Source organism: Paenibacillus sp. JSM ZJ436, assembly GCF_044383795.1.
GTDB lineage: Bacteria > Bacillota > Bacilli > Paenibacillales > Paenibacillaceae > Paenibacillus_AQ > Paenibacillus_AQ algicola.
This window is the reverse complement of record NZ_JBISEO010000002.1, coordinates 182620-208212: the sequence shown is the minus strand read 5'-3', so window position 1 is coordinate 208212 and position 25593 is coordinate 182620. Positions and strand designations below refer to the sequence as shown.

21 protein-coding genes and 1 pseudogene are annotated in these 25593 nt (G+C 51.9%); 18 read left to right on the top strand and 4 right to left on the bottom strand.

The window, feature by feature from the left end; genetic code table 11:
• Positions 1-10 precede the first annotated feature (10 nt).
• Genes ACH6EH_RS03305 through ACH6EH_RS03275 form a run of 7 tightly spaced genes read left to right on the top strand, consistent with a single transcriptional unit; the run spans position 11 to position 8282 of the window.
• Positions 11-1762, top strand: coding sequence for an ABC transporter ATP-binding protein (locus ACH6EH_RS03305; protein ID WP_397331100.1), 1752 nt, complete (start codon positions 11-13; stop codon positions 1760-1762).
• On the top strand, positions 1759-3474 hold the full coding sequence (locus tag ACH6EH_RS03300) for an ABC transporter ATP-binding protein (RefSeq protein ID WP_397331099.1): 1716 nt from the start codon (positions 1759-1761) through the stop codon (positions 3472-3474). The genes ACH6EH_RS03305 and ACH6EH_RS03300 overlap by 4 nt, the downstream gene beginning before the upstream one ends.
• Before the next feature lie 6 nt (positions 3475-3480).
• Entirely contained in the window at positions 3481-5043 is a 1563-nt protein-coding gene (locus ACH6EH_RS03295) for an amino acid adenylation domain-containing protein (RefSeq protein WP_397331098.1), read from the top strand.
• A gap of 40 nt (positions 5044-5083) precedes the next feature.
• Positions 5084-5377 carry an acyl carrier protein gene (locus ACH6EH_RS03290; RefSeq protein ID WP_175415148.1) on the top strand — a complete coding sequence of 98 codons (294 nt, stop codon included), beginning with the start codon at positions 5084-5086 and terminating at the stop codon, positions 5375-5377.
• Positions 5352-6026, top strand: a complete 675-nt coding sequence (locus ACH6EH_RS03285; RefSeq protein WP_397331097.1) for an RraA family protein — start codon at positions 5352-5354, stop codon at positions 6024-6026. The genes ACH6EH_RS03290 and ACH6EH_RS03285 overlap by 26 nt, the downstream gene beginning before the upstream one ends.
• 26 nt (positions 6027-6052) lie before the next feature.
• A complete protein-coding gene (locus ACH6EH_RS03280) occupies positions 6053-7252 on the top strand; it encodes a cytochrome P450 (RefSeq protein ID WP_397331096.1) in 1200 nt (399 codons plus the stop codon).
• Between the two features lie 4 nt (positions 7253-7256).
• Positions 7257-8282 (top strand): hypothetical protein, encoded by a 1026-nt coding sequence (locus ACH6EH_RS03275; RefSeq protein ID WP_397331094.1) that lies wholly within the window; start codon positions 7257-7259, stop codon positions 8280-8282.
• Between the two features lie 53 nt (positions 8283-8335).
• Here ACH6EH_RS03275 and ACH6EH_RS03270 read toward each other — a convergent pair whose 3' ends face one another.
• The 4 genes and pseudogenes from ACH6EH_RS03270 to ACH6EH_RS03255 form a co-directional block, all read right to left on the bottom strand.
• Positions 8336-9130, bottom strand: a complete 795-nt coding sequence (locus ACH6EH_RS03270) for a helix-turn-helix domain-containing protein (protein ID WP_397331093.1) — start codon at positions 9128-9130, stop codon at positions 8336-8338.
• Between the two features lie 76 nt (positions 9131-9206).
• Positions 9207-10161, bottom strand: a pseudogene (locus ACH6EH_RS03265) (IS30 family transposase).
• 318 nt (positions 10162-10479) lie between these two features.
• Complete coding sequence (locus ACH6EH_RS03260) at positions 10480-11004, bottom strand: hypothetical protein (protein ID WP_397331092.1); 525 nt, start codon at positions 11002-11004, stop codon at positions 10480-10482.
• 17 nt (positions 11005-11021) lie between these two features.
• Positions 11022-11873 (bottom strand): AraC family transcriptional regulator, encoded by an 852-nt coding sequence (locus ACH6EH_RS03255; RefSeq protein ID WP_397331091.1) that lies wholly within the window; start codon positions 11871-11873, stop codon positions 11022-11024.
• Positions 11874-12111: 238 nt separating this feature from the next.
• Between ACH6EH_RS03255 and ACH6EH_RS03250 the strand changes: the two genes are divergently transcribed.
• The 11 genes from ACH6EH_RS03250 to ACH6EH_RS03200 all read left to right on the top strand — a co-directional run bounded on the left by ACH6EH_RS03250 (position 12112) and on the right by ACH6EH_RS03200 (position 25560).
• Complete coding sequence (locus tag ACH6EH_RS03250; protein WP_138227577.1) at positions 12112-13455, top strand: hypothetical protein; 1344 nt, start codon at positions 12112-12114, stop codon at positions 13453-13455.
• 123 nt (positions 13456-13578) lie between these two features.
• Complete coding sequence (locus ACH6EH_RS03245) at positions 13579-14595, top strand: NAD-dependent epimerase/dehydratase family protein (RefSeq protein WP_397331090.1); 1017 nt, start codon at positions 13579-13581, stop codon at positions 14593-14595.
• A gap of 1 nt (position 14596) precedes the next feature.
• On the top strand, positions 14597-15667 hold the full coding sequence (locus ACH6EH_RS03240) for a dihydrodipicolinate synthase family protein (protein WP_397331089.1): 1071 nt from the start codon (positions 14597-14599) through the stop codon (positions 15665-15667).
• Between the two features lie 57 nt (positions 15668-15724).
• Entirely contained in the window at positions 15725-16411 is a 687-nt protein-coding gene (gene sdaAB / locus ACH6EH_RS03235; protein WP_138224242.1) for an L-serine ammonia-lyase, iron-sulfur-dependent subunit beta, read from the top strand.
• Complete coding sequence (sdaAA, locus tag ACH6EH_RS03230) at positions 16408-17343, top strand: L-serine ammonia-lyase, iron-sulfur-dependent, subunit alpha (protein WP_397331088.1); 936 nt, start codon at positions 16408-16410, stop codon at positions 17341-17343. The genes sdaAB and sdaAA overlap by 4 nt, the downstream gene beginning before the upstream one ends.
• Positions 17340-18239, top strand: coding sequence for a Gfo/Idh/MocA family oxidoreductase (locus ACH6EH_RS03225; protein ID WP_397331087.1), 900 nt, complete (start codon positions 17340-17342; stop codon positions 18237-18239). The genes sdaAA and ACH6EH_RS03225 overlap by 4 nt, the downstream gene beginning before the upstream one ends.
• Before the next feature lie 474 nt (positions 18240-18713).
• The gene (locus tag ACH6EH_RS03220) at positions 18714-20327 is read left to right on the top strand and encodes an extracellular solute-binding protein (RefSeq protein ID WP_138224245.1); all 1614 of its coding nucleotides are present in this window, start codon (positions 18714-18716) and stop codon (positions 20325-20327) included.
• Between the two features lie 78 nt (positions 20328-20405).
• Positions 20406-21371 carry an ABC transporter permease gene (locus tag ACH6EH_RS03215; protein WP_138224246.1) on the top strand — a complete coding sequence of 322 codons (966 nt, stop codon included), beginning with the start codon at positions 20406-20408 and terminating at the stop codon, positions 21369-21371.
• Positions 21365-22237: a carbohydrate ABC transporter permease gene (locus ACH6EH_RS03210; protein WP_138224247.1), complete on the top strand. Its 873-nt coding sequence runs from the start codon at positions 21365-21367 to the stop codon at positions 22235-22237. Before ACH6EH_RS03215 ends, ACH6EH_RS03210 begins: the two co-directional genes overlap by 7 nt.
• Before the next feature lie 63 nt (positions 22238-22300).
• Positions 22301-24562: a helix-turn-helix domain-containing protein gene (locus ACH6EH_RS03205; RefSeq protein ID WP_397331086.1), complete on the top strand. Its 2262-nt coding sequence runs from the start codon at positions 22301-22303 to the stop codon at positions 24560-24562.
• Positions 24559-25560 (top strand): zinc-dependent alcohol dehydrogenase, encoded by a 1002-nt coding sequence (locus tag ACH6EH_RS03200; protein WP_397331085.1) that lies wholly within the window; start codon positions 24559-24561, stop codon positions 25558-25560. Before ACH6EH_RS03205 ends, ACH6EH_RS03200 begins: the two co-directional genes overlap by 4 nt.
• Positions 25561-25593: the final 33 nt, after the last annotated feature.

Sequence of the window (25593 nt, the reverse complement as noted above, 5' to 3'; positions counted from 1 at the left end):
AAGGGTTCATATGGAGCTTCTCCGGTATACATGGCGTTTATTTGCCGGCACGCAAAAACGGCTTTGGACCTGGTTTGTGGTCATGGCGGTATCGAGCGCTTTTATCGTTGTACCGCATGTAATGGTGGGAAGAATGGTTGATGTCGCCATACCTTCCATGGAAGTTCAGCTGGTCGCTTTATACGCGGTTTTAATCGCTGGTTCTTTCGTATTAAGCTCGTTGTTGCAATCGACGTCCAAATATTTACTCGACATGATGATTCATCAAGTCATCAGTTCAATCAAAGTCAGACTCTTTACACTATTCCACCAAAAACGTCTACGCGACCTTATGGCGATAGGGACAGATTCCTTATATCAGCGAGCGACCAATACCGTCCAGGTAATTCAGGAAAAGATTTTGCTCATTATGCGGGATGTTTGTGCCGTAACCTTATCAGCCGTTATCAGCTTCGTGGTGATTGCCAATATTGATCCTATGATTCCGCTGCTGTTTGCGCTTGTTTTCATACCCTATATCTATTTTCGAGTCTTAATATTTAGAAAGAAAGGGTACACGTTTAACGAGCAGGCGGAATCTAACGGCCAAATCATTCGTACTGTTCGGGAGCTAATCCAGGGGATCAGAAGCATTAAGCTGAACGGAACGGAATTGCAGGAGAAAGAGCGGTTTGAACTAGTCCAGAAAAAGCATATCGGGATTCAGCTTCACCATATTCACGTTTTCAGCTCTTTACTTCTCCTGAACATATTGATGATTCTGCTACCGGAAATCATCGTCTACGGTTACCTAGGCTATAAGGTGTATACGGGACAGACCACAATTGGAAATATTCTGGTTGCTGCAGGGCTATTGGGACAAATTCGCGCCTTTGTCTGGCAGGTATCTCGCTATGGCATGATGATGCAGGAGTTCAAGGTCCATGTGCAGCGTTTATATGAAATTGAGCAACTGCCCGATGAGCCGTACGGAAAAGGGAGTGAATGGACTCATGTCGATTCAATTCGTGGAGGTATCTCGTTTGAAAATGTCACTTTCCAATACGACCAGATGAAGGTGTTGGACCGATTTAATTTTGACATTAATCCAGGTGTATCTATTGGGATAGTTGGTATTTCTGGGGTGGGAAAAACGACACTTGCCAATCTCTTTATTGGACTTGAGGCTCCCTCGGAGGGGGTGATAAGACTGGACGGAAGGCCACTTGCGGATTGGAGCATAAGCCATGTGCGAAGCCGTATCTGCTTCATTACCCAGCAGCCGTATCTGCTTAATGGCACCATAAGAGCCAATACCACTTACGGCCTGGATGGCAAAAGCGATACGGAAATTTATCAGGCGCTTGATTCTGCCTATTTAAAGGAGTTCGTCGAGAGCCTTGAGAACGGATTAGATACATTAATCGGGGAAAGAGGAATCCAGTTGTCTGGGGGGCAGAAGCAGCGACTTTCAATTGCAAGAGCTTTCTTGCAGAATCCAGAAATTATCGTGCTTGATGAAGCCACGGCATCGCTGGATCTTGAATCCGAGCATTTGGTTCAGCTTGCATTGGAGCGTCTGTGCAAGAATAAGACAACCTTAATCATAGCTCACCGCCTTGCTACTCTTCACCACACGGATCAGATCATTGTCATAGAGGATGGGCGAATTGCCGAATCGGGCTCACACATGGAACTGCTCCAGGAAAAAGGGCTGTATTTCCAGCTTTATCGTGAACAGTATCGATTTAATCTGGAAGAAAGTGTGGAGGGGTCTGCGTGAAAAGAAAATATGTTGTCTTCACCATTCTGTTCTCGCTGCTACTTCAACTCACGATACTTTCTTTCCCTGTCATTACAGGGCAGCTTATTGATTTGCTAACAGCAAGTAATTGGGAAGGGTATGTCGTCCTATTGATCGGAATTTGCGTGATACCGATCGCCCAAGGCTTATTGGAGTGGGGAAGAGCCTTTAGTTTAACGAACTGGAGCGAGCATCGGGCGGCCAGACTACGAAGCCGTTTGCTGTCACGAGCACTCCAGGTACCTATTCAGTTTTTTTCAACCTCCAAAACAGGCGAAGTGGTAACGAGAAGCACAGATGACGTTCAACAGGCGGCTGATCATGAAAAGATGAAGCTTGAAATGGTGGAACACTGTGCTGTATTCCTTTTGATTTCTGTAGTGCTTTGGCGGTTGAATCCGGTCCTGATGGTGATTGTCCTGCTCGGAGGACTTTTGTATATGCTTCAGACAAAGTTTATAGCCCCTCGGCTGTCACAGGTCTATGCAAGGAACATGGGGACTCGGGACCTGTATAACGAATATGTCCGGGAAGGCATTCAGATTCTTCCTCTGACCATCATCTCGGGTAAAACCGAGTGGGAGCGAAGGAAACTATCGCAAGTCGTCCAGCAGTCAAGGGCAGTTGAAGAGCATACTTCAAGGCTATCGTGGATGAATGAAGCTGTTCTCAAAACCATTGAGGCGATCATTACGGGTTTGATCTATGGCTCAGCGGCTTATCTGCTCCTAAAGCAGCAGATTACAATCGGTTATTTGGTGACTGCGATCTCATTATATTTTCCGCTTATTCAAACCTTCGGGGTTGCGTCTCAGTGGGTTCATCGGTACAAAAAGTATCGAATTTCTTCGTTGCGTATTGCGGAAGTACTGGAGCTCTCCCCGGATACTTACCAGCAGGGAACTGTACCGCCAGAGAAAATTGAGCGCATCGACTTTAACCAGGTGGCATTCAGTTACCCGGGCAGAGAGCCCATATTAAAGAATGTCAGCTTCACGTTGGAGCGTGGCAAGGTGATCGCCATAGTCGGGCTGAGTGGTGGAGGGAAGTCAACAATCTGCGAGTTATTGCTGAAGCTCCATGCTCCTAATAGCGGAAGCATCACTGTAAACGCAAACCATAAGCTGGCTGACATGGAGGGGACGTCCTGGAGACAAAAAGTTGCCTACGCTGAGCAGCAGATGTTTCTTTTTACAGAAACGCTGCGTTATAACCTGACCTATGGAAGTTCTCAGGCTCCGTTTCAACAGGTGGTCGAGCTGGCAAAGCAGCTTGGCATTCACCGTTTTATTGAACAGCGGGAAAAAGGGTATGACACCCCTGTTTCCAACGACCTTTCTGGATTCTCTGGAGGCCAAAAGCAGAGAATGTCACTAATGAGGACTCTGCTTAAGTCTGGCCCCCAGCTATTAATTCTGGATGAGCCAACTTCTGCACTGGATTACTTATCCGAAAAGCAGCTCATGAGCGCCATCTATAAGCGTAAGGAGAGCTTTGCCACCTTAATTATCGCACACCGCTTGTCAACCATCTTGAACGCAGACACGATCCTCGTTCTTAAGGACGGAGAGATCGTAGAGTCCGGCACTCATGCGGAGTTAATGAGCAGTAAGGGGCATTACTTTTCTCTCTATGAGTATGAATCCATGCACAAATCACAGGTTGACGTGCTGGAATTTGTTAAGGAGTGAAGTTAATTGACGAACGAAAGGCCTGTTCTATTTCATGAGTTCCTATTACAGCATGTGCAAACCCGTTCGGAAGTAGAAGCAATTATCCATCGGGGCAAACCATGGACCTATCGGCAGCTGAATGAACGAGTTCTGCAATTTGCAGTTCAGTTGAAAAAAATAGGAATAAAAGCTGGGGAGCGTATACTACTCGAGATGCATCCTACTCCGACCGCAGTGGCGCTGCTGATTGCAATTTCAAAACTGGGGGCTGTCTTTGTCCCGGTGAGTCCGGATTCTCCCCAAGCTCGGTTGGAAGATATCGCTGTATTAACCGGTGCGGTACTTCACATTCAGGATAAAGAGGGCGAAAGGGTGCTTGAAACGCAAGGGATCTGTCAGATTCATGTAGAGGCGGAGTGGCTCATCCATCGAACTTCACTGCGGCTTCAGCCAAATGAGACGCAAGTAACAAGAGTAAGCAGCGAGGTAGATTTATGCTACATGATCTTTACTTCGGGTACGACGGGACTTCCGAAAGGGATTATGATGAGCCATCAGGCGGTGGTAGCCTTTTACAAAGGAATGATAGAGACATGTGGTGTTTCAGCTCATGCTCGTATCGGCACGATCTCACCCCTGCAGTTTGATTTATCCCTGTTAGATTTGGGTTTAGCACTTGGAAGCGGTGCTGCACTGGTCCAGGTTCCCAATATTCTCGTGCACCAGCCTAAGCGCATGGTTCGGTATTTATGCGACCATCAGGTTACCCAAATGAACGGTGTGCCCTCGATTTGGCGCCATTTGCTACAGAAGGTAAGCGAGCCCATCTACGACCTGCTGAGCCTAGAAGCAGTCCTGTTCGCCGGTGAAAGCTTTCCGGTAATAGAGCTTGTTAAGCTTAAATCCATCCTACCAGGATTGAGCCGTATTATTAACTGCTTTGGCCAATCGGAATCAGTAGCCTGCACTTTTCACGATGTTAAGCCGGAGCTGGAGTCGAAACCATCCTGCCTCAGCATAGGGCGAGGCATACCGGGAGCCGAAATGCTCTTAATCGATGAAGAGGGGCGGCCTATTAAGGAGGTAGGAGTGATTGGCGAGCTATATCTTGGAGGACCGATCCTATTCTCGGGCTATTGGAAGGATGAGGAGCTTACACAAAGGGCGCTTGTGCCGCATCCTCTCCGGCCAGAAGGCAAAGAAAAGGTCTTCAGGACGGGGGACCTAGCTTACATGGGGACGAACGGACACTTTTTCTACAAGGGACGCAAGGACCATCAGGTCAAAGTACAAGGCAACAGGGTGGAACTCGGGGAGATCCAGAACCGTCTGCTGACTCACCCAGATGTTCATGAGGCGGAGATCATTCTGCAGAGTACGGAGGCAGGAGCGGCGATCTGGGCGTTCCTTGTGCCTGCTCCGAGGACAACTCCGGTCAAGGAGGAACTGCGAAAGTATTGTGCGCTGGCTCTGCCTGCTTACATGCTGCCATCCCGATTTTTCTTTATCGATGTAATGCCGGTAACCATTAACGGAAAGATCGACACAAAAGCGCTCTTGGCATACAGTCGACAAGCAACTTCGTAACGCTATTCAATATTTCATTTGGGAAAGGATGGCTAAAACAATGCAAAAAGAAGAGTTCAAACAACAATTTCTAACATTTCTCCAATCGATCAATTTGGATCAGGAGGTAAGGGAGATTGACGATACCACTAACCTGCTGGAGGCCGGATATATCGATTCCCTCAATATGGTCGAGATGATCATTTACTTGGAAGAAATGACGGGAGAAGAGATTGCTATTGAAAACTATCAACTTCGCAATTTCTATACGATTGAGGGCATTTATCATATCTTTATTGCGAATAAAGTAACGGTTGGGGGCATAAGCGATGGCTATCACGATGAAAGATTTTGAGACCGAGATGAAGCAGAGTTTTCAGCTCTTGGGGTGTGCGCAGTTGCATGATGCAGCTATGCAGTATAGTACTTACTTAAAGATTTCCCTAACTACCCGTACATCAATAAAGAAGCTGGCAGGTCCCGTATTTCCGGTCATAACCGACAACGACATGCTTCCTTGCTTGCAAGCGCTTGACGCGGCTCCGGCCGGTTCGGTTTTGTTCGTGCAAAACCAAAGCGGTAAATCGGAAGCATTGGCGGGTGATATCTTTGTAACAGCTGCCAAGCAGCAAGGGCTCGAAGGGCTGATTGTTAACGGTGCAGTCAGAGATATCGATGTGATCGAGAATATGGGCTTCCCGGTGTTTTCAAACAGCGTAACTTTCGTATCGGCGAAAACAGCAAAAGCGGCATCCGCTGCCATACCCGCAACTGTTGTACTGGATGGAATAGAGCTCGAGCCAATGGACTGGATTTTCGCTGACAGCGACGGCGTTCTTCTCATAAAGAAGAAGTATATGAAGACGGTCTACAAAGCAGCCATGATGCTCCGGAACCGGGAAGAAGATTTGCGGCAGCGGATAGCAGGCGGGGAAAGGCTTTCGGATTTGTGCGGACTTCATGACTTTGTTGCAGGTAAAGCGGAGCTGAAATTTGAAGCTTAAACAAATTAAAGGAAGGTGTCAGGACAATGAGAGTGATCGACATCGAGCTGGAAAGTCACGAATATCAGCGGAACCCTTGGGATGTTTATGCCTATTTACGGAATAACAAGCCGGTTTTTTGGTCGGAGGCTAACCGCAGCTTTTATATATCAAAGGATTCTTTAATTCGCGATATACTGATGGATCGGGATCACTTTACGGCGGAACATGTCTTTCGAACTACCAGACATCTGTTCGGCCCTACCATTATCGATATGGAGGGCGAGCATCATCAGCGGATTCGCGCTGCACTGGGAAAGAAGTTCAAATCAGGCGAAGTTAACACCGTGCTGGAGGGAATCATTAACGAAGTCGTGCAGAAGCGTTTCGACAGATTAGGCGCCTGTACGGAATTAGAAGTAATCAGCGGCTTTGCTGCAGCGATCCCAATCGGTGTCATTATGCGGATATTAGGCCTTCCTGTCGAGCATTCGGATTGGGTATTCACTGTGATGCGTCCCATCATGCGCTACCTGGATAACTCTAAGGAAAGTATGACGCAAGCGTTAACTTCCGCGGATCAACTTCAGGCGTATATTCTGGAAACTATTCGTCTTACGCCTTCCTTCGAGCCTGGTTCACTGCTTGCCGAGCTTCTGCCCAATCCGGGGAGCGAGCTGCTGACGGAGGCTGAGCTAGTACGTCATGTCATGCTCCTACTTTCAGCAGGGACAGACACGACGATGGGTACGATCGCCAACGTAATTACCTGTCTGCTCCGCAACCCTGAGACGTTGAAGGAGTTGCAGCAAGATACTGAGCTTCTGCCGCGCGTAATTAAGGAGACGCTAAGATTGGAGCCGCCGCTTCACTCTACGTTAAGAATAGCGAAGGAGAAGGTGGTCATCCAAGATGTTACTATCCCAAAGGGGTCGGCGGTTCAGCTTCTGCTAGCAAGTGCAAATCGGGATGAGGAGATCTACGATCATGCCGATCGCTGGGATATTTACCGCAGGGAAAAGCATACGATGGCGTTTGGAGCCGGCAGTCACCATTGCATTGGAACACTGCTTGCCCAGAAAGAACTTGAACTGATATTCAAGGAGTTTTTCAAGCGCTATGTCATAGCACCGAGGCAAGGCTTAGCGCTTCCTGAAATCAGAGGAAGGAGCTTTCGCTGCCCGCAGGAGGTTTTTATACAATTAGAGCCTGCATGTCAAATTACAAGCTGTTCGATAAGGGGTTAGTCATTTGAAAATAATAGATCAAATCGTGCTGCCGGTTAACTTGAAACCGATGATTTCGACCTATGAGCATCATGCAACAGTATTTGCTGGTATTTCGTTTAAAGATGATTATTTGGATTGGTTGTACAGCAATTATATTCAAATTTGGTGCAGTCGTGACTTTGAAACAAATCGAAACGTTTCTATTAATTATTGCGATAACGGCGATGATTATCACAGCAACTATAACTCTTGCCCATTCATGTGGACCTACGCTATTCCAAATCAATACGTTGGAAGCGAAGGGGACGTCGTCCAATTTTTTAAGCGCGCCCTGCAGGACCAGTACTATGTTCGGCCGTTTCTTGATGTTTATTATTTACCTGATTCGAGCGATTATGGTGTTACGCACTATATTGCCGGCAAACAAATCTACGGTTACGATGACCGTAAACAAACCTTCAACTTGCTCGGCTATCGTGACGGTCAGTATTTGCCGTCGGAGATTCCGTATGCCTTAGTTGAGCAAGCATTTTATGCGAATAAGAATGAGCAGGACTGGCAATCCCATCTACACCTGGGACACTATGAAGAAGCACGCTATGGGTTGGATCTAACTCGTATCAGCCAGCTGATCCACGACTACACGTATTCAACTCAACGAAACTTATACAAGGAGGAATGGAAAAAAACGGATTGCTTTGGTCTTGAGACGTATACGTATATCATCCAATATTTGCACGCTTTGCAAAAAGGAGATACGACCTTTGATATCCGGCCCTCCCATCTGATGTGGGAGCATAAGCATGTCATGCTGAAGAGGCTTAACCGGCTGGTACATAAAAAAGTGCTAGACGCTTCCGTACTAGAGAAGTATGGACCGCTTGTTGAGCAAACAGTCTTATTGCGGAACTACTTACTAAAATACAAGAGAGTCAAGGATAACAAAGTCATTGACCGGATTGTAGTCGCTTTGCAGCATATTCATCGGCAGGAATATGCTATTATGCAGGAGATTGAGCATAAGTTGGCGGTATACAGACCAGCTTAATAAAGCCTGGCTGAATCATTTCAGCCAGGCCTTTCATTCGTGTAGCTGTGGCATCAGGGACCGTAGTTTTTGCGGTATTCACTAGGGGTTATACCAATAATGTTTACGAATGTCCGATGGAAATGGCTTTGGCTTGAGAAGCTAAGTTGTTCGCTAATCTCCTGGATACTTAATTTTTTCTGTTTTAACAGCTCTTGAGCTTTACGGATTCGAACTTGCAGCAAATAATTATATGGTGAATAGCCAGTATGTTTTTTGAAGGAGCGTATAAAGTGGTACTTACTCTGTTTCGAAACAGCCATAAGCATCTCAAGTGAAATGTTATCTGTATAATGTTCGTGGATATACTCCACGGACTGTTTAATATAATGATCCAACACCACATGGGAGAAGAGCGAGCAGCTCTTGTGTTCATGGCTGCCAGTTGTGAGTTTGCTGAGGACTTCAAAAACCTCAGATTGAATAGTCTCTGGTTCAGCATTATTGTTGTCATTAAGGTAATTAACCGTCCACTTGTTGATATACTTCATAAACTCAGTGGTATTGATTGACTGGATCTCGTAGAATTCAATTTCATCCATGTACCCTGAGCAAATACACCAATTGTGAAACTCTTCGCGATTCCAAGAGATAATGACAGATTTAGCTTTTTCCTTAATCGTATGCCAATGGATTACAGAGGGATTCTTAATGGAAGCAGTTCCATTCTTTAATGAGTAGCAATGAGCAGAAAAGTGTGAATCTACTTTGCCGCTTAAAGGGATGAGCAATTGATATTTATCTGAATGCTCATGAGGTTCATCCTCTGTCTCCTCTGCTACATCAATCAATAAGTCGGTGTGTGGCAATGAAAGCTTGTATATAATGATTGTATTCCCCCCCCCTTGATTATTAAGTTCAGTTGTTTTTTTATAGGGCAGATTGTCAAGCTAAGTGCGACACTTCTTCCATGAAAGCTTCGTGAGCTGAGCGCCATCCTAGGCATTTGTGAGGCCGGTTGTTAATCAATCGGACGGCGCTAGCCAATTCTTCGTCGGAAACCAAAGAGAAATTGTGCCTTTTCGGGAAGAACCCACTCACGGAGGAGGCCGTTAGCGTTTGAGCCTCGCTGCCAGGAAGAGTAAGGATTTGCAAAATAAACCTTGACTCCATAAACAGCTTCCAGGTTCGCATAGCAAGCAAATTCCTTCCCTTGATCGGTTGTGGCCGTCTTCATCGTGCCTTGCGGATATTGGCTTGCTACGACTCCGAAAACAACTTCCATAGAGTGAACGGTTCGATCGGGTAAGTATAAGGCGACATACAAACGCGTTTTTCGTTCGACAAACGTGGCGGCGCATGCCTTGCTTTTGCCACGGCTGGTGACGACGGTATCGAGTTCCCAATGGCCAAATGTCGACCCCTTACGAACCTTTCTCGGCCTTTTGCTAATGGGAGTACCGATGAGAAAACGGCCGCGCTTTTCAAGAGGCTTCCGACGTTGCCCTTATGTCTCAGCACTTTAATTTCTCCAACTGCCAAACGGCCCTGGTATAGCCATCGATAGATCGTCTTAAAAGAAACGAACGTCTTGCCTTCGATTCGACGTTTCGCTACGATCTGCTCAGGCGACCAGGTCTCCTGCAGTTTGAGATTCAACTCTTCAGCAAGCGTTTCGGTTGGTGAACTTACCTACAGGCGTACTCGAGACTCTACGCTCGTGGTAAGCGAGCTGAACCGGCTCCGCTTCATAGCCGTTTGGGGTACAGCCACGACGGATCTCTCTCGCAATTGTAGCGTGATGACGGCCTGGTTGGCGGGCTATCTTTCCTGTGGATCAACCAAGCTGTAATGTTTGTAGTTGTCCTCGTTCAATTATGCTAAGATGAGAGTAGCTCATGTTTGGTTTCTCCTGTGTCTAAATGGGATGTTGTGGTGACTTCCATTGTACACGAAACCAGCGTGGGCCTTTTGTTTTTCTAGGTGTCGGACCTCATATTACAATTTGTCATGGAATAATATTACATCACCAGACTTTCTTCTGTAAAGTTCATTGATGGAGCCGCTAACGGTCGAGAGGAAAATATAAACATATGAGTAAAATATAAAATCCTACGCCCCGGGATTTGCCCTTAGACCCTCCGTAAGCATCCTCACGAACTGCGCACTGTCAGCTCTGCACTTTCGCCACCTCACGGTGTGCTGGAGACTTTCACTCCTAAGTCGGTTGCGCTGCCAAGCGAACAAAAAGGGAGTAGAGAAGAGATTGATCAGTTTTGCCATGGCGATGCATTTCTAATGGAAATGCATCGCCATGATGCTTATCCACGGCAAATACGTATCCTTCTACACCATATCCCGTCTTGTGTTGAGGAGTAAGGATGTAAACATCGGCATTTGTAAAGCTCACATGCTGAAAGGGGAGCTTTTCATCAGTGGTCTGAATAAATAGAAAGGCAGGCAGCTCTAATAACACCTTGTCATGATTATCTTGCCTATAGACTTCGGCATAATCGCTCTGAAAAGTTTGATCTCCTTCTTGTCCTAATGTGCTCGATACAAGCAGATGTCCTCGTTCTTCCCGGCCCTTTGAAATCATGAAAAGTGTTCCCTGACCGGTTTGCTGCTCTGCCCGAAATACTTGGTCTTCATTAACAGAATCAATGGCTATTGAAGCTGTAAGGGCAGATTCCGGAAATGAGCTGACCCTCGTTTCATGATAATTCCTCGCATTCGTATCCACCAGCCCCCTGCCACCTGCTACTGCTTATCGCGCATGGAGGTGGGGGAGAGGCCGGTCGCTTTTTTGAACATTTTGGAGAACAGAAACGGGTCGGTGTAGCCGACCGAGCGGGAGACGTCGCTGACAGACAGGGCGTGATTCCGCAGGAGCTCGGCGGCCCGGCTCATTCGGTACTCCAGTAAAAAGGCCTGCAGCGGAAGACCGTACCTGGTCTTGAACAGACCGGACAGGTAGGTGCGGTCGAGGCCCACCTCATCGGCGATGTCCTGGACGGTCACCCGCTGGCTGTAATGATTCTCGATGTAGGCGACAGCCTGGCGGATGTAGGCCTCCTTCGGAGAGGCCGGCTGCGCGGCAGAGGAGGGAGTCTGCTCCGGGGAGCACTGAATCAGCTCAGCCATCAGGCGGTACAAAATGCTGAGGCTGAGTACATCCCGGCTGCGCTTGTCGCGGGCCGCGACAAGCTCCTGGTGAAAGGTGTGAAATCCTCCGTCTTCCGAAGGCTCGCCGCCGCGGGTATCGAAGATCGGCTGAGTGACCGTCATCCCGGCCTGCTGCATCAGCGGCTTCGCCTGAACGCCGGAGAAGCCGTACCAGGAGTAGATCCATGGGTCCTCCAGGTCTGCCTCATAATGGACCAGCGTGGCGGGCGGAATCATGAATCCCTGGCCTGCCTGCAGATCATAACTGTGCTCTCCAATATGAAAACGGCCTTGGCCGCTATGAATAAAGTGAATGATATAGGAGTCCCGCAGACCGGGCCCCCAGGCGTGTCCAGGCTGGCATTCCTCCCTGCCAAAAAAACGCAGACGGAGATCCAGTGGATTATCCGACGGAGAATGAAACATATCGACCATTAATCGGGACATAGGGACACGCCTTTCATGTGATTTCTTGAATGTAGATATCTCTTATTCTAATACAAAAGCTCCCGCTTGTTGACCCCCTGAATGCTGCCGGGGAAGGACCGGTACAAGGCACCAGGAAGAGCAGCAAAGCGTATGGGGCATTGCGCAGACTCAGCCCGGCGCCTTATGATGGGACATAAAGACCCGGGTATAGGCACTGCGAGGTGGAGGGTCTGTGCCCTGTGAGGAGAGTGATATGATGACAGACCAGCAGCAACGGCCAGAACCGCAAATTTCAATTGGAATTATAGGTCCGAAGCAAGTGGTGGAGCAGATTCTCCGTGTTTTGGAATCGTTTCCTTCCTTTGCGCCGATCGCAAGAAGCTGTACCGGGGAGGACGAGGCTGTGACGCTTGCTGCAGACCTGGCTCCAGATGTCGAGGTGCTGCTTCTTGCCGATCCGTTGTCGCGGCGTAAGGTGAAGGAGCAACTGACCCTGCCTATTCCGGTCAGCTATGTGCCGGTGACGGAAGCCGGGCTGTACCGGGGACTCTTTTATGCGCTCCGCACAGGCAGGCTTACCGGCGGCTTCTCGGTAGACAGCCTGACCGAAGCCATGGTACGGCGCAGTCTGAAGGAGATGGGTATGCAGCATAGCGATGTCCAGATCTATGACGGTCCGGCTTATGCGGCGCCAGCGCAGCTGGCAGACTTCCATGAAGCGCATTATCGGTCGGGGGCATCCGCCATCGCCTTTACCGGCCTGGAGTCGGCCGCCGTGGAGCTTGCGAACCGCGGCGTACCAAGTGTATGGCTGCGGCCGTCCAGTCAGGACATTGTGGTCTCTCTGGAGCGGGCCCTGCTGTCCACAAGCTCCCGGCGGAACCGGGAGAGCCAGATCGTGGTCGGCATGATCAATGTGGATGACTTCAGCAGTGAGGCGCTGAAGCGCAGCACGGAGCATGAGGTGCAGAAGCTGAAGCTGGACATTCACCGGATGGTGCTCGATTATGTAGAGGCGCTTGACGGCTATTTGACTCCTATGGGCGGCGATGAGTATTTGTTCTTTACGACCCGCGGTATTTTTGAGAGAGAAAGCGGAGGATACAAGAGCATTCCGCTCGCGAAGGAGCTGAACAAGACACATGGCATTTCCCTGAGCATCGGGATGGGCTTTGGACGTACGGCCAGCGCGGCAGGCACGAGCGCCCGCGCAGCGATGCGCAAGGCGAAGGAGGCTGGCGGCAATACCTGCTTTATCGTCCGGGAGAACGGCACCCTGATCGGGCCGCTGGAGATGGCCGACCCTGTACGGGATGTGCTGTCCTTCACCGATGCTGCCCTGATCAAGCAGGCAGAGGATGCAGGCATGACGAGCGCTTATCTCAGCAAGCTGCTGCATCAGCGCGCCCGGTTTGGCAAATACGAGTACAAGGTGCACGAGCTGGCTTATCTGCTGGACATTACCGTGCGCAGCGCACACCGGCTGCTCCTGCTGTGGATCGACAACGGACTTGTTGAAATATCCGGTATGGAGAAGGTGCCGCGCGGACGGCCGCGGCAGATTTTCCGGTTTGTTTTTCTGGAGAAAGCTTTTCTGTAACCGGGAGAAATAAGGCTCATTCCAGCGTGAGCAGCTTCATTTAAAGACGATTAAAAGATTTGTCTTTATATTTAACGGCTCGTTATGATGAAGGGGAGAAGAAGCATAAAGGAGCTGAAAAATATGAAGACGGTAGAGGAGCTTGAAGCGCGGCTCGCGGAGCCATCACAGGCGCTGATAGATGATCTGGCTGCCATGGAAGGCGATATCCTGATCCTGGGTGTAGGCGGCAAAATGGGACCCAGCCTGGCGCGGTTAGCAGCAAATGCGGTGCGGCAGGGAGGGCTCAGCAAGCAAATTATCGGGGTGTCCCGCTTCTCCAATGCCCAGGCGAGACAGGAGCTGGAAGCGGCGGGCGTGAAGACGATCGCATGCGATCTGCTGAATGATGAGGAGCTGCAGCGTCTCCCCGACGCTCGAAATGTCATCTATATGGCGGGCAATAAATTCGGCACGACAGGGCGGGAGTATTTCACATGGGCGATGAATGCCTATCTTCCCGGACGCGTGGCCGAGAAATACAAGCATTCGCGCATCGTTGTGTTCTCTTCCGGCAACGTCTATCCGTTCTCTCCGGTCGGCAGCGGCGGGGTGAATGAATCCGTAGCCCCCGAGCCGATTGGCGAATATGCGCAATCCTGTCTGGGCAGAGAGCGTGTGTTTGAATATTTTGCCCATCAGAATCAAACCCCGATGACGATCTATCGCCTGAACTATGCCATCGATATGCGGTATGGAGTGCTGTTGGAGCTGGCGAAGGCGATTCAGGAGGGACGGGAGATTGACGTTACCATGGGCTACGCGAATGTCATCTGGCAGGGGGATGCCAATGAAATGGCACTGCGCTGTCTGAATCATTGCGGCACACCTCCGGCGATTCTGAATGTAACAGGACCCGAGACGATGTCGATCCGCTGGGCAGCGGGAGAGCTGGCGAAGCGGCTCGGGAAGGAAGCGCTGCTGACCGGTACCGAATCGGACACGGCGCTGCTGAATAATGCATCGCGGTCCCATCAGCTGTTCGGCTATCCCCGTGTATCGCTGCTGCAGCTGATCGACTGGACGGCGGAATGGGTGCAGGCGGGCGGACATACCTGGAACAAGCCGACACATTTTCAGGAAAGAAAGGGGAAATTCTGATATGGACGCAAGCAGACTCTCTCCCGACAAAGCGCGGGCGCTGGCTGAGGGCCTGGTCATTCCGGCGCATCCGCTCGCGCTGAATGCAGACCGCAAGCTGGATGAGAAGCGGCAGCGGGCATTGACCCGTTACTATGCGGCTTCTGGTGCCGGCGGCATCGCTGTTGGCGTTCATTCAACCCAGTTCGAAATCCGTGACCCGGGCGTAGAGCTCTATGAGCCGGTGCTGCGCCTGGCTGCAGAGGAGATCCGCAAGGCAGAGCTGGAGCGGCCTTTTCTGATGGTAGCCGGGGTATGCGGACCGACAGAACAGGCGATACAAGAAGCAGAAACCGCGCTAGAGCTCGGCTATGATGCGGCGCTGCTGTCGATGGGCGGGCTCCAGGACCTGGGAGAGGACGATCTGCTGGCCAGAACCGAAGATATTGCACAGCGAATGCCGGTCATCGGGTTCTACCTGCAGCCGTCAGTGGGCGGTCGAAGCTTCAGCTTCCCGTTCTGGCAGCGATTTGCCGAGATTCCGAATGTCGTGGCGATCAAAATGGCTCCGTTCAACCGCTACCAGACGATCGACGTAGCCCGTGCAGTATGCGGCTCCAGCCGGCGGGATGAGATTTCCCTGTACACGGGCAATGATGACAACATTATCAATGACCTGCTGACGACATACCGGTTCAAGGTAGGGGAAGAGATCGTGGAGAAGCCCGTCATTGGCGGCCTGCTCGGTCACTGGGCCGTATGGACGCACCAAGCCGTTCAGCTGCTGGAGGAGATCAAGGAATTACGCGCCCAGGGCGGGCCCATCTCCCCGGAATGGCTGACCCGCAACATTGAAGTGACCGACAGTAACGCTGCCTTTTTCGATCCGGGGAATCAATTCCATGGCTGTATACCGGGCATTCATGAGGTGCTTCGCCGTCAAGGCCTGCTGGAGGGCACATGGTGCCTGAATCCTGCAGAGCAGCTGTCACCGGGACAAATGGAGGAGATTGACCGCGTATACCGGGATTATCCGCATCTGAATGATGATGCATTTGTGCGGGAGCATTTGGCACAATGGCTCGCGGATTAGCTTAGAATCATTCATCCAACCGTGAAGGCTGGCTGCAGCAGAAGAGGAGGGAATGCCGTGCGATTTAAAGATGTTTTCTCAATTATTGGGCCCAGCATGGTGGGGCCCTCCAGCTCTCACACCGCGGGTGCGGTGGTGATTGGCAGGACAGCGCGGCGCATATTCGGCGCATTTCCTGCGGAGGCGGAGATCGTATTCTACGGCTCCTTCGCCGATACCTACCGCGGGCACGGCACGGATCTGGCCGTGGTCGGCGGGCTGATGGACTTCCCGGCCGATGATATCCGGATTCGCCATTCTCTGACGCTGGCTGAGGAGGCGGGTATGAAGCTGAGCTTCAAGACCGCCAGCCATGCAGCCTACCATCCTAACACCGTGCTGCTGAAGCTGAAGGAGGCAAGCGGACGGGAGGATACGATTCTCGGGGCTTCCATCGGCGGAGGCAATGTGGAGCTGCTCGGTATTAATGGCTTTGACGTGAAATGCACCATGAATTATCCCGTGTTAATCGTGTTTCATCAGGATACGCCGGGCATGGTGGCCCGGATTTCAACCATCCTCGGTCATTCCGGCGTCAACATCGGCTATATGGATGTGGACCGTAAGGGTCGCGGCCGCGAGGCCGTAACCGTAGTGGAGACCGACGAGGCGGTATCGCCGGAGCTGATGGCTGTCATCCGCAGCCTGGACCACGTCCACCGCGTGATCTTGGCCGATCTCAATCAGAGGAGGCAGGAAGGATGAAATTTGCAACGTTATCGCAGCTGGTAGAGTGCTGCCGCGAGGAAGGCAGCACGATCGGGCAGCTGATGCTGTCGGAGCAGGGTAAGGAAACCGGCCAGCCGGTGGAACAGATCTTCAGACAGATGGCAGAGTATTATGAAGTGATGAAGGAGGCCGTCCACCGCGGTATTCATGAACCGGTGCCCTCCCGCAGCGGACTTACGGGAGGAGATGCCGTACGGGTCATGGACTACCTGGGAAGCAGCATGCCTTCCCTGGGAGCCGAGGCATGTACGGCTCTTGCTTATGCGCTCTCCGTCTCGGAGGTGAACGCCTCCATGGGCCGGATTATAGCGACGCCGACGGCTGGCTCCTGCGGCATTATCCCCGGCGTGTTTGTCAGCTCGCAGCAGCGGCTGGGATGGGAGGATGAGCAGCTGGTGATGGGGCTGTTCGCAGCGGGAGCGATCGGCTATGTCATTGCGAACAACTCCTTCATCTCTGGTGCCGAGGGCGGCTGTCAGGCCGAGGTGGGGTCCGCGATCGGGATGGCGGCCGGAGCGCTGACGGAGCTGCGGGGCGGAAGCCCGGAGCAGGCGGTACACGCTGTAGGATTGGCGCTCAAGAATTCCCTGGGCCTCATCTGTGATCCCGTCGGGGGGCTGGTCGAAATTCCATGCATCGTCCGCAACGGATTCGGGGCTGTAACGGCGCTGGCAGCGGCCGATATGGCGCTCGCCGGCGTGCGCAGCGTCATTCCCTCCGACGAAGTTGTGGAGGTCATGCTGGAGGTGGGCACAGCAATGCCGTCCAAACACCGGGAGACGGCCAAGGGGGGACTGGCTCAGACACCGACCGGCAAAAAAATTCTAAAGGATCTGTACGGCTCTTCCCCCGGCACCTCCTGCAATACCTCCTCTGAAACCTCTGAGGACCCGGGAGATCGGAAATGAGTGCCGTGCGGATTGGCCTGATCGGCCTTGATACCTCGCATTGCGTCGCCTTTACGAAGCTGCTGCATGAAGAAGAGGGAGCCTGGCATGTTCCGGGGGGTGTGGTAACTGCCGCATACCCCGGCGGCTCTCCGGATATAGAGCGGAGCATTTCCCGGGTCGGTGGCTATACGGCCACCCTCCGGGATCATTATGGTGTCTTCATAACGCAGACGCCGGAGGAGGCGGCCGAAGCCTGTGATGCCCTGATGCTGCTGTCAGGGGACGGGCGGGTCCATGCGAAGCTGTTTCGCCGGCTGGCCCCTTACGGCAAGCCGGTGTTCATCGACAAGCCGCTCGCCTTGAGCGCTTGGGACGCCGCACAGATCCAGGCAGCGGCGCAGCAGTACGGAGTGCCAGTGATGAGCGCATCTGCCCTGCGTTATGCTGACAGCCTGGCCCAAGCACTCGCTGACGGCCGGGAGTCCATACTCGGCGCTGAGGTGCATGGACCGATGGAGGTGGAGCCGACACAGTCCCATTATTTCTGGTACGGCATTCATGCGGCAGAGATGCTGTTTTCCATCATGGGACCGGGCTGCCGGGAGGTGTATGCCGCTTCTTCACCGCAGCATGATCTGTTAACCGGCATATGGCAGGATGGACGGATCGGTACGATACGAGGGAACCGGAAAGGGAATTATCGCTTTGGCGCGCTTCTTCACCGCTTCGGAAGCCATACCTATGTTGATGCCCAGGCGTCGGGCAAGCCAATCTATGCAGATTTGCTGGAGCAGGTCATGAACCTGTTCAAGACCGGGCAGTCTCCGCTTCCCTTCTCGCACTCGATCGAGGTGATTGCATTTCTGGAGGCAGCCGAGATCAGCCGGAAGCAAGGAATCAGGGTAACAGTATAGCTGCCCTGCCTGCAAGACCTTTCACGGTCAGGACAGATAGGTGTCAGGGATGGGGATCTGCAGCCGGCTTGTGAAATATGGAATTTGAACAAAAATACAATCTGTATTTGCTCTATTTCTACCACTTTAGCATTTTCTACACGCCAAAAACGTTGATATATCAACGTTTTTCGTTAACTTGGCAGGTTTGCCCTTCCGGATCGACAGCTGGATGAAATACGGCGCTTTACGATAAGTGGAAGCGTTTTTAAGATGGGGGTGGGTAGAAAAAACCGACGCTTTCAACCGCAGCGGCTGCCGGGCATACACCGGATCTGCCTCTTGCGAAAGAGGAAAGGAAAGCGGCAGAAAGGAGGCGTTTTTTGAGGCTGTTGAAACATCAAGGAGTATGAACAACAAAAGCTCGGGGGTTCTGCAAAGCAGTTTGGCAAGGAGCAACACCTATTCTAATGAAGCACGACAGGAGGAATAAACATGTCCAAGAAATGGCTGAGTATGGCACTTGTTTTTACCTTATTGATGACACTGCTGGCGGCTTGCGGCGGAGACAAGGAAGCCGCAGAGCCTGCACCAACGCCGGCGGAGCCGGATAAGCAGGCCGAGCAGCCGGCAGATCCGGATCAGTACGGCGATACTGGAGGTCTGGCGCTCCCACTGGTGGATGAACCGACCACGGTCACCTTTATGGTAGCGAGTGAGAAGACGGATCTGAATGACTCTCTGATCGCGAAGGAAATCGAGAAGCGTACAGGCATCACGATCGACTTCCAGGCGTATTCTCCTGCAACGTATAACGATAAATTGAGAGTGGTAGTAGCTTCCGGGAAGCTTCCGGACATTTTCCACGGCCTGAAATCCAGTGAATTGAAAAAAATCGGCCAGCAAAATGCAGTCGTAGCTATTAACGAGCATCTCGATATGCTGCCTAACTTCAAGCGTCTGTTCGTCGAGGAGAACCCTTGGGTGATTCCATCCTACGGCGATGAGAAGGGCAATATCTACACCTGGCCGGTCGCGAACATTGCCCGTGATGTTAACCATGGCTTCCTGTACCGGAAGGATGTATTTGACGAGCTGGGGATTGAAGAGTGGAGCAACACTGAAGAGTTCTATGAGGCTCTCAAGAAGCTGAAGGAAGCTTACCCGGATTCCTATCCATATGCTTCCAAGACGAAGGAATACATCTTCCGGGACTGGGCTTATGGCTGGGGCATCGGCGGACCAAACTATCCGATCTACTATGATGAGGATTCCAAGACATGGAAATATGCTTCCATTCAACCGGAGCATAAGGACATGCTGGATTTCATGAAGAAGCTGTATAACGAGGGTCTGATGGATCCGGAATTCCTGACCGATACGTCCGACAACTGGACGGCCAAGATGACGACCAGCAACAAAGCGTTCGTGACCTGGGATTGGATTGGCCGCCTGGATATGTTCTACAACCAGATCAAAGATACCAACCCGAATTATGACCTGAGATACGGAACACCGGTAGGTCCGACAGGCAATGGTGCGACACTGCCGAAGATCACGCCGGACTTCAGCATCGCGGTCAGCAACGGCAAGAACAAGGAAGCCGCGCTCAAGCTGCTGGATTACCTCGCAAGCCCGTCCGGTGCAACACTGGTAACGATGGGGGTAGAAGGCGAAACGTTCGAGATGAAGGACGGCAAAGCCGTGTATCCGGAGCTGACGGATGTGCCGCTCGTAGATATTAAGGTGCTGGAAGACAATTATGGCCTGTGGGTACAGGGCATGTACGTGAACTCCGATCAGCGCAGCGTCTACTACAGCTTTACGGAGAAGGAGCAGGAGGCTCAAGACAAGCGCCTGGAAGCGAACAGCTTTGAGCCGCTGGAGCCGGTGCTGAATTTTACCGATGAAGAGGTTTCGAGCATTGCCGAGCTTCAGGTGAACCTGCAGAAGGCTTCCAATGAATTTAACTCCAAGTACATTCTGAACAAGAGCTACGGTGATGCACAGTGGGAAGAGTGGCAGAAGACGGCTACCGCTCAGGGTGCAGATAAACTGGCAGAAGTGTTCAACAATGCCCAGAAGCGTCTGGATTCGGCTTCCCAGTAAGCCACTGAACCTGTAAAAAAAGATCAATGCAGCATCCGCTCTGCCGGATGCTGCTCATGATCTAAAGGAGGAACCCTCATGTCACAGGCCGGCGTGGAAGCAGCAAGCACACCACCTAAAAAATCGGCGCCTCGCCGCAAGCTGACAGCTTTTCAGCACATGAAGCGCGACAGGCAGCTGCTGATTCTGTTCATTCCCTGCTTCCTGTTCTATCTGATCTTCCGTTATGGCCCGCTGTACGGGCTGCTCATTGCATTTAAGGACTACAGTGTATTTACAGGCATTATCGAAAGTCCCTGGGTAGGCCTCAAGCATTTCATCAACTTCTTCAGCGGCCAGGATTTCTGGAAGCTGTTCAAGAATACGCTCATTCTCGGCGTCACCTCCATGGTGTTCTCGTTCCCGTTTCCGATTATTTTGGCCATTTTGCTGAACGAGGTGCGGGTGAAATGGTTCAAGAAATCCGTTCAGACGATCAGCTACATGCCTTCTTTTCTGTCGGTCGTCATTATCAGCAGTATGGTCATTGATTTCCTGTCACCGAATAACGGCATCATCAATCAGATTCTTTCGGTGTTCGGGTTCGAGAGCAAGTATTTCCTGATTGATCCGAACTGGTTCCGCCCGATTTATATCATATCCGATATCTGGACCCATACCGGCTACGAGGCCATTATTTATATGGCGGCCATTGCGGGCATCAGCCCCTCACTGTATGAGGCGGCCAGGGTGGACGGTGCCAAGCGGCGGCATATGATTTTTAATATTACGCTTCCGTCTCTGATGCCGACCATCATTATCATGTTTGTCCTGAAGACCGGTCAGCTGCTGCGGATCGGCTATGAGAAGGTGCTCCTGCTCTACAATCCGATGACGTACGATGTGGCCGATGTCTTCTCCACCTTCGTGTACCGGAAGGGCTTGCTGGAGGCGAACTACAGCTATGCGGCGGCTGTGGGTCTGTTTGAGGCTCTCGTGGCCATGGTTCTGCTGCTGTCGTCCAACTACATGAGCCGAAGACTGGGAGGGAAGGGACTATGGTAAAATTCAGCGTCAAACACCTCTCACTGTTCTCTGTCGTTAACGCCATCATCTTGATCTGCCTGGCGATTATTACGATTTATCCGATTTTGTATATTACGGCGGTGTCGTTCAGTGACACGGCGGCCGTGCTGCAGGGCAGAGTCGCTCTGTTCCCGGTCGGCTTCAATCTGGATGCCTATGCCCAGGTGCTGCAGGATGACCGGATACCGCGTGCATACTTGAATACTATTTTCTATACGGTGCTGGGGACGACGATTAATCTGCTCTTTACAGCCATCGCGGCCTATCCGCTGTCCCGGGCCGGATTTTTCGGCCGCAAGTTTTTCATGGTGGCCATTATCCTGACCATGTTCCTGAATCCCGGCATTATTCCCAACTATCTGATCGTACAGGAGCTGGGCATGATTGATACGGTATGGGCGCTCGTGCTGCCCAATGCCATCTGGACGTTCGAGCTGATCATCCTGAAGAGCTTCTATGAAAATATGTCGGAAGGCCTGCGCGAAGCCGCCGTCATGGACGGAGCCTCGGAGTACCGGATTCTGTTCCAGATTATGATTCCGCTCTCCAAGCCGGCGCTGGCCTCGATCGGGCTGTTTTATTTCATGGGTCACTGGAACAGCTTCTTCCTGCCGCTGATTTATTTGAACGATGCGAATATGTATCCGCTGCAGGTAGTGCTGCGGGATATGCTCATCTTCTCGGAGGGCGGGGTGAACGCCAATCTGGTAGATGCCTCGGCCCTGGCGCCGCAGGCGATGAAGAACGCTACGATCGTGCTGGCGATGGTGCCTGTGCTGCTGATCTACCCTTTTGCACAAAAATACTTCGCCAAGGGCGTCATGCTCGGCTCCGAAAAAGGGTGACGCCAGTCCCGCGGGAGTATAACATGGTGTTAATAAGGAATGGCATCAAGAGAGGTGATCCATTTGAATCGATTGATCGCGAACAGAGGATTGCTACAGATTTTTTTCGCTCTGCAGCTGGTCGTCGGCATCATGTTTATCTTCAACTATATGGTTTACAAAAACTCCATCTCCGGCATCTATGAAAAAGTGACGGAGAACAACCGGATGGTCATCCGCAACATTATCCAGTCGTTTGACGCCAGCTTCACCTCGATCAATAACCTGATGTTTAACATCCACGCGCTGCCGTTCAATCAGATTACGAACAGCAGCGGGCAGACGGATATGGAGAAGGTGCTGTCGCTGGAGGACAGCCTGGCGCGGATGGTATCGACGATGGATTTTGTGGAAAATGCCATGATTACGTACGATTACAAGCTCGTCATTACACCCAAAGGCACCAGCAGCATGGAAGCCTTGTTCGACCGGAAGTATACGAACCTCAAGTACAATTCCGTGTTCTGGCAGAACTTTATCCGCTCGGAGCATGATTTCACGGTCTTTCCCGCAGAGACGTACAAGGAGATTGACTCCAGCACGAAGAGAGAGCTGATCGTTGCGGTAGACAGCAGCCGGCTGAGTATGTCCAGCAAGAAGCTTATGGTGCTCATTGATGTGAACCGGCTGCTGAACAGCATCGACCTCAAGGGAATGATTCCCGGGGCCTCGCTGATCGTTATGGATGGTGACCGCAATCTCATTCTGAGTACGGAGAAAAATCTGGATCTGGTGGATATCCTGAACGATGTCTACTTCAATCCATCCAGTGAGGGCTCGCTCAAGCGGGAGGATTTCGAGTATAACTTCTACAAATCGGACTATAACGGCTTTATTTACATTAACAAGCTGCCCTATCAGTTCCAGAATATCGGCTCGGTCACGAGTGCGAACCAGCTCATTATGTACGGAGCTATTGTGCTTGCGGGACTGCTGTCAATTCTGCTGAGCATTTATCTGTACCGGCCGGTCCGCAATATCGCGCAGCTGCTGGGCAGCTCCAATCTGAAGGGCAATGATTTTGTGAAAATCCAGAGCGGCATTGTGAAGATCCAGCGGGAGAACGAATCTCTCAAAAATCAGATGCAGCTGGTGGACGCCGAAATTCAGCGGGGCGTCTTTCTGCAGATGCTGGAGGGCTACTCCCACTCCAGGGAGTACGAAATCCAGCTCCAGAATCATTATGCGGACTGGTTTCAGCGCAGGTATTTCATGATGGCTTCTGTCCACTTGACCTCTGCAGCGCCGGGAGGCGCGCCGGAGCTTACGATGGAAGAGGTGACAGCGCGCCTTCGGGAAGCGGTGGTGCAGGGGCTGGAGCAGGCTGTCGTCTTTCATGAGGACCATCTGAAATTTCTGCTGCTGCTCTCTGTAGAGCTGCCGGCAGGGCGGCGGCAGCTGCTGCGCACTCTGGAGATGGTCCTGAAGGAGGCGGAGCGGCAGGAGCTGCAGGGCTTCCGGCTTCAGGGCTGTGTCAGCCGGGTGTATGAGTCCAAGATTGTGAACTGCCGGGATGCCTACCAGGAAATCCAGGCGGGCTTTGAGTACCGGGATGCCGGAGGCCGGGAGACGCTGATTGATGCGGAAGCGAGCTTTCAGGCCGCGGAAATCCATTTTCCGCTCCACAAGATCGAGAAGCTGTCGAACTGCTTGCTGGCAGGCAAGCAGGATGAGGCCGCGGAGCTCGTAGATGACGTCATTGAGGAATACACGGAGCGCCATATTCAGCATCATCAGCTGGTGCATATGGCCAAGAGCATGATGTATGTGATGCTCCGGCAGGGTGATGTCACGGAGGGGAGTCGCTATGAGCTGTTCCGGCTTGAAACCGAGGTGATGAGACGGCTGCAGGAGTCGGGACATGCCCAGTCTGTCCGGGAGACGCTGCAGGAAGGGCTGCGCCGCATCGGCGCGATGCGCAGTGTGGATTCCCGCAGCAAGCTGGATCCGGCGTTTATTTCTCAATATATCGAGCTTCATTATATGGAGAATTTGTACCTGGATCATATGGCGGAGGTGCTGGAGACCAGCTCAAAGTATTTTTCCAACTATTTCAAGAAAACCTTTGGCGTGAACTTTGTGGAATACCTGAACAAGGTCCGGCTGTCTCATGCCAGGGAATATCTCAAGCACTCTGACCTCAGTATTGCCGAGATCGGCGAGAAGACGGGGTACACGAACTCATCGACATTCACAACCACGTTTAAGAAATATTGCGGTGTATCTCCCAGCGAGTACCGGAAGAAAGCCGCGGAGCAGGGTGGAGAAGGGAGAGCCATACGATGAAAGCAGTTGCTACACAGCATGGAAAGGTGAGCCTGGCCGAGGTAGAGCGTCCAGCCCTGCCAGCAGGGCATGTACGGATACAAACCGTGTATTCGGCCATCAGTCCGGGAACGGAGATGACCTTTATCCGCCGGGCTTCGGAGAAGCAGATTGTGATCGGCTATAGTGCCGCCGGCATCGTGACAGAGCTCGGAGAAGGGGTAAGTCGTCTTCATCTTGGACAGCGCGTCGCCTGTTACGGGGCGCCGTATGTGCGTCATGCAGAGGAGCTTGGAGTTCCGGCCAATCTGGTCGCTCCAGTTCCGGATGAGGTCAGCTTGGAGGAGGCTGCCTTTGCAGGCCTGGGCGCCATTGCCATTCATGCGCTGCGGACGGCCGATCTGCGCTTCGGCGAATCGGTCGTCGTCGTCGGACTGGGCATCTTGGGCCAAATCATCGCTCAGATATCTTCTGCAGCCGCCTATCAGGTGCTTGGCTATGATCTCAATCCGGAGCGGGCAGACAGCCTCAAGAAACGCATAATCCATACTTATGACACGCAGGAAGAGCTGGAGAAGGCCGTGGACACGCTCACAGGTGGTCACGGGGCGGACGCTGTGCTGCTCTGCGCCGGCGGTCCCGGCGAAGAGCTGATTAACGCCTCGCTGGACTGGATTATGGATAAGGGCAAGGTCGTCATGGTCGGTGATCTGACGATGAATTTCAGCCGGGGCAAGATGTTCCGGAAGGAAGCCCAGGTGCTCATCTCGCGTGCGGGAGGCCCCGGACGCTATGACACTGGCTATGAATTGGACAACAAGGACTACCCCATCGGCTTCGTACGCTGGACGGAAGGGCGCAATACGGCGGAGTTCATCCGTCTTCTCGCCGAGAAGCGGATCGATATAAAGCCGCTCATCTCGCGTATCGTTCCTGTACAAGCGGCGGAGGAAGCGTATCACGCCTATGGTTCGGCGTCATCCGTGATGGGGACGGTCTTCAAATATGGTGATTGTTGAAGCTGCAGAGCAGTGTTGTATAGGAGTCCCGGT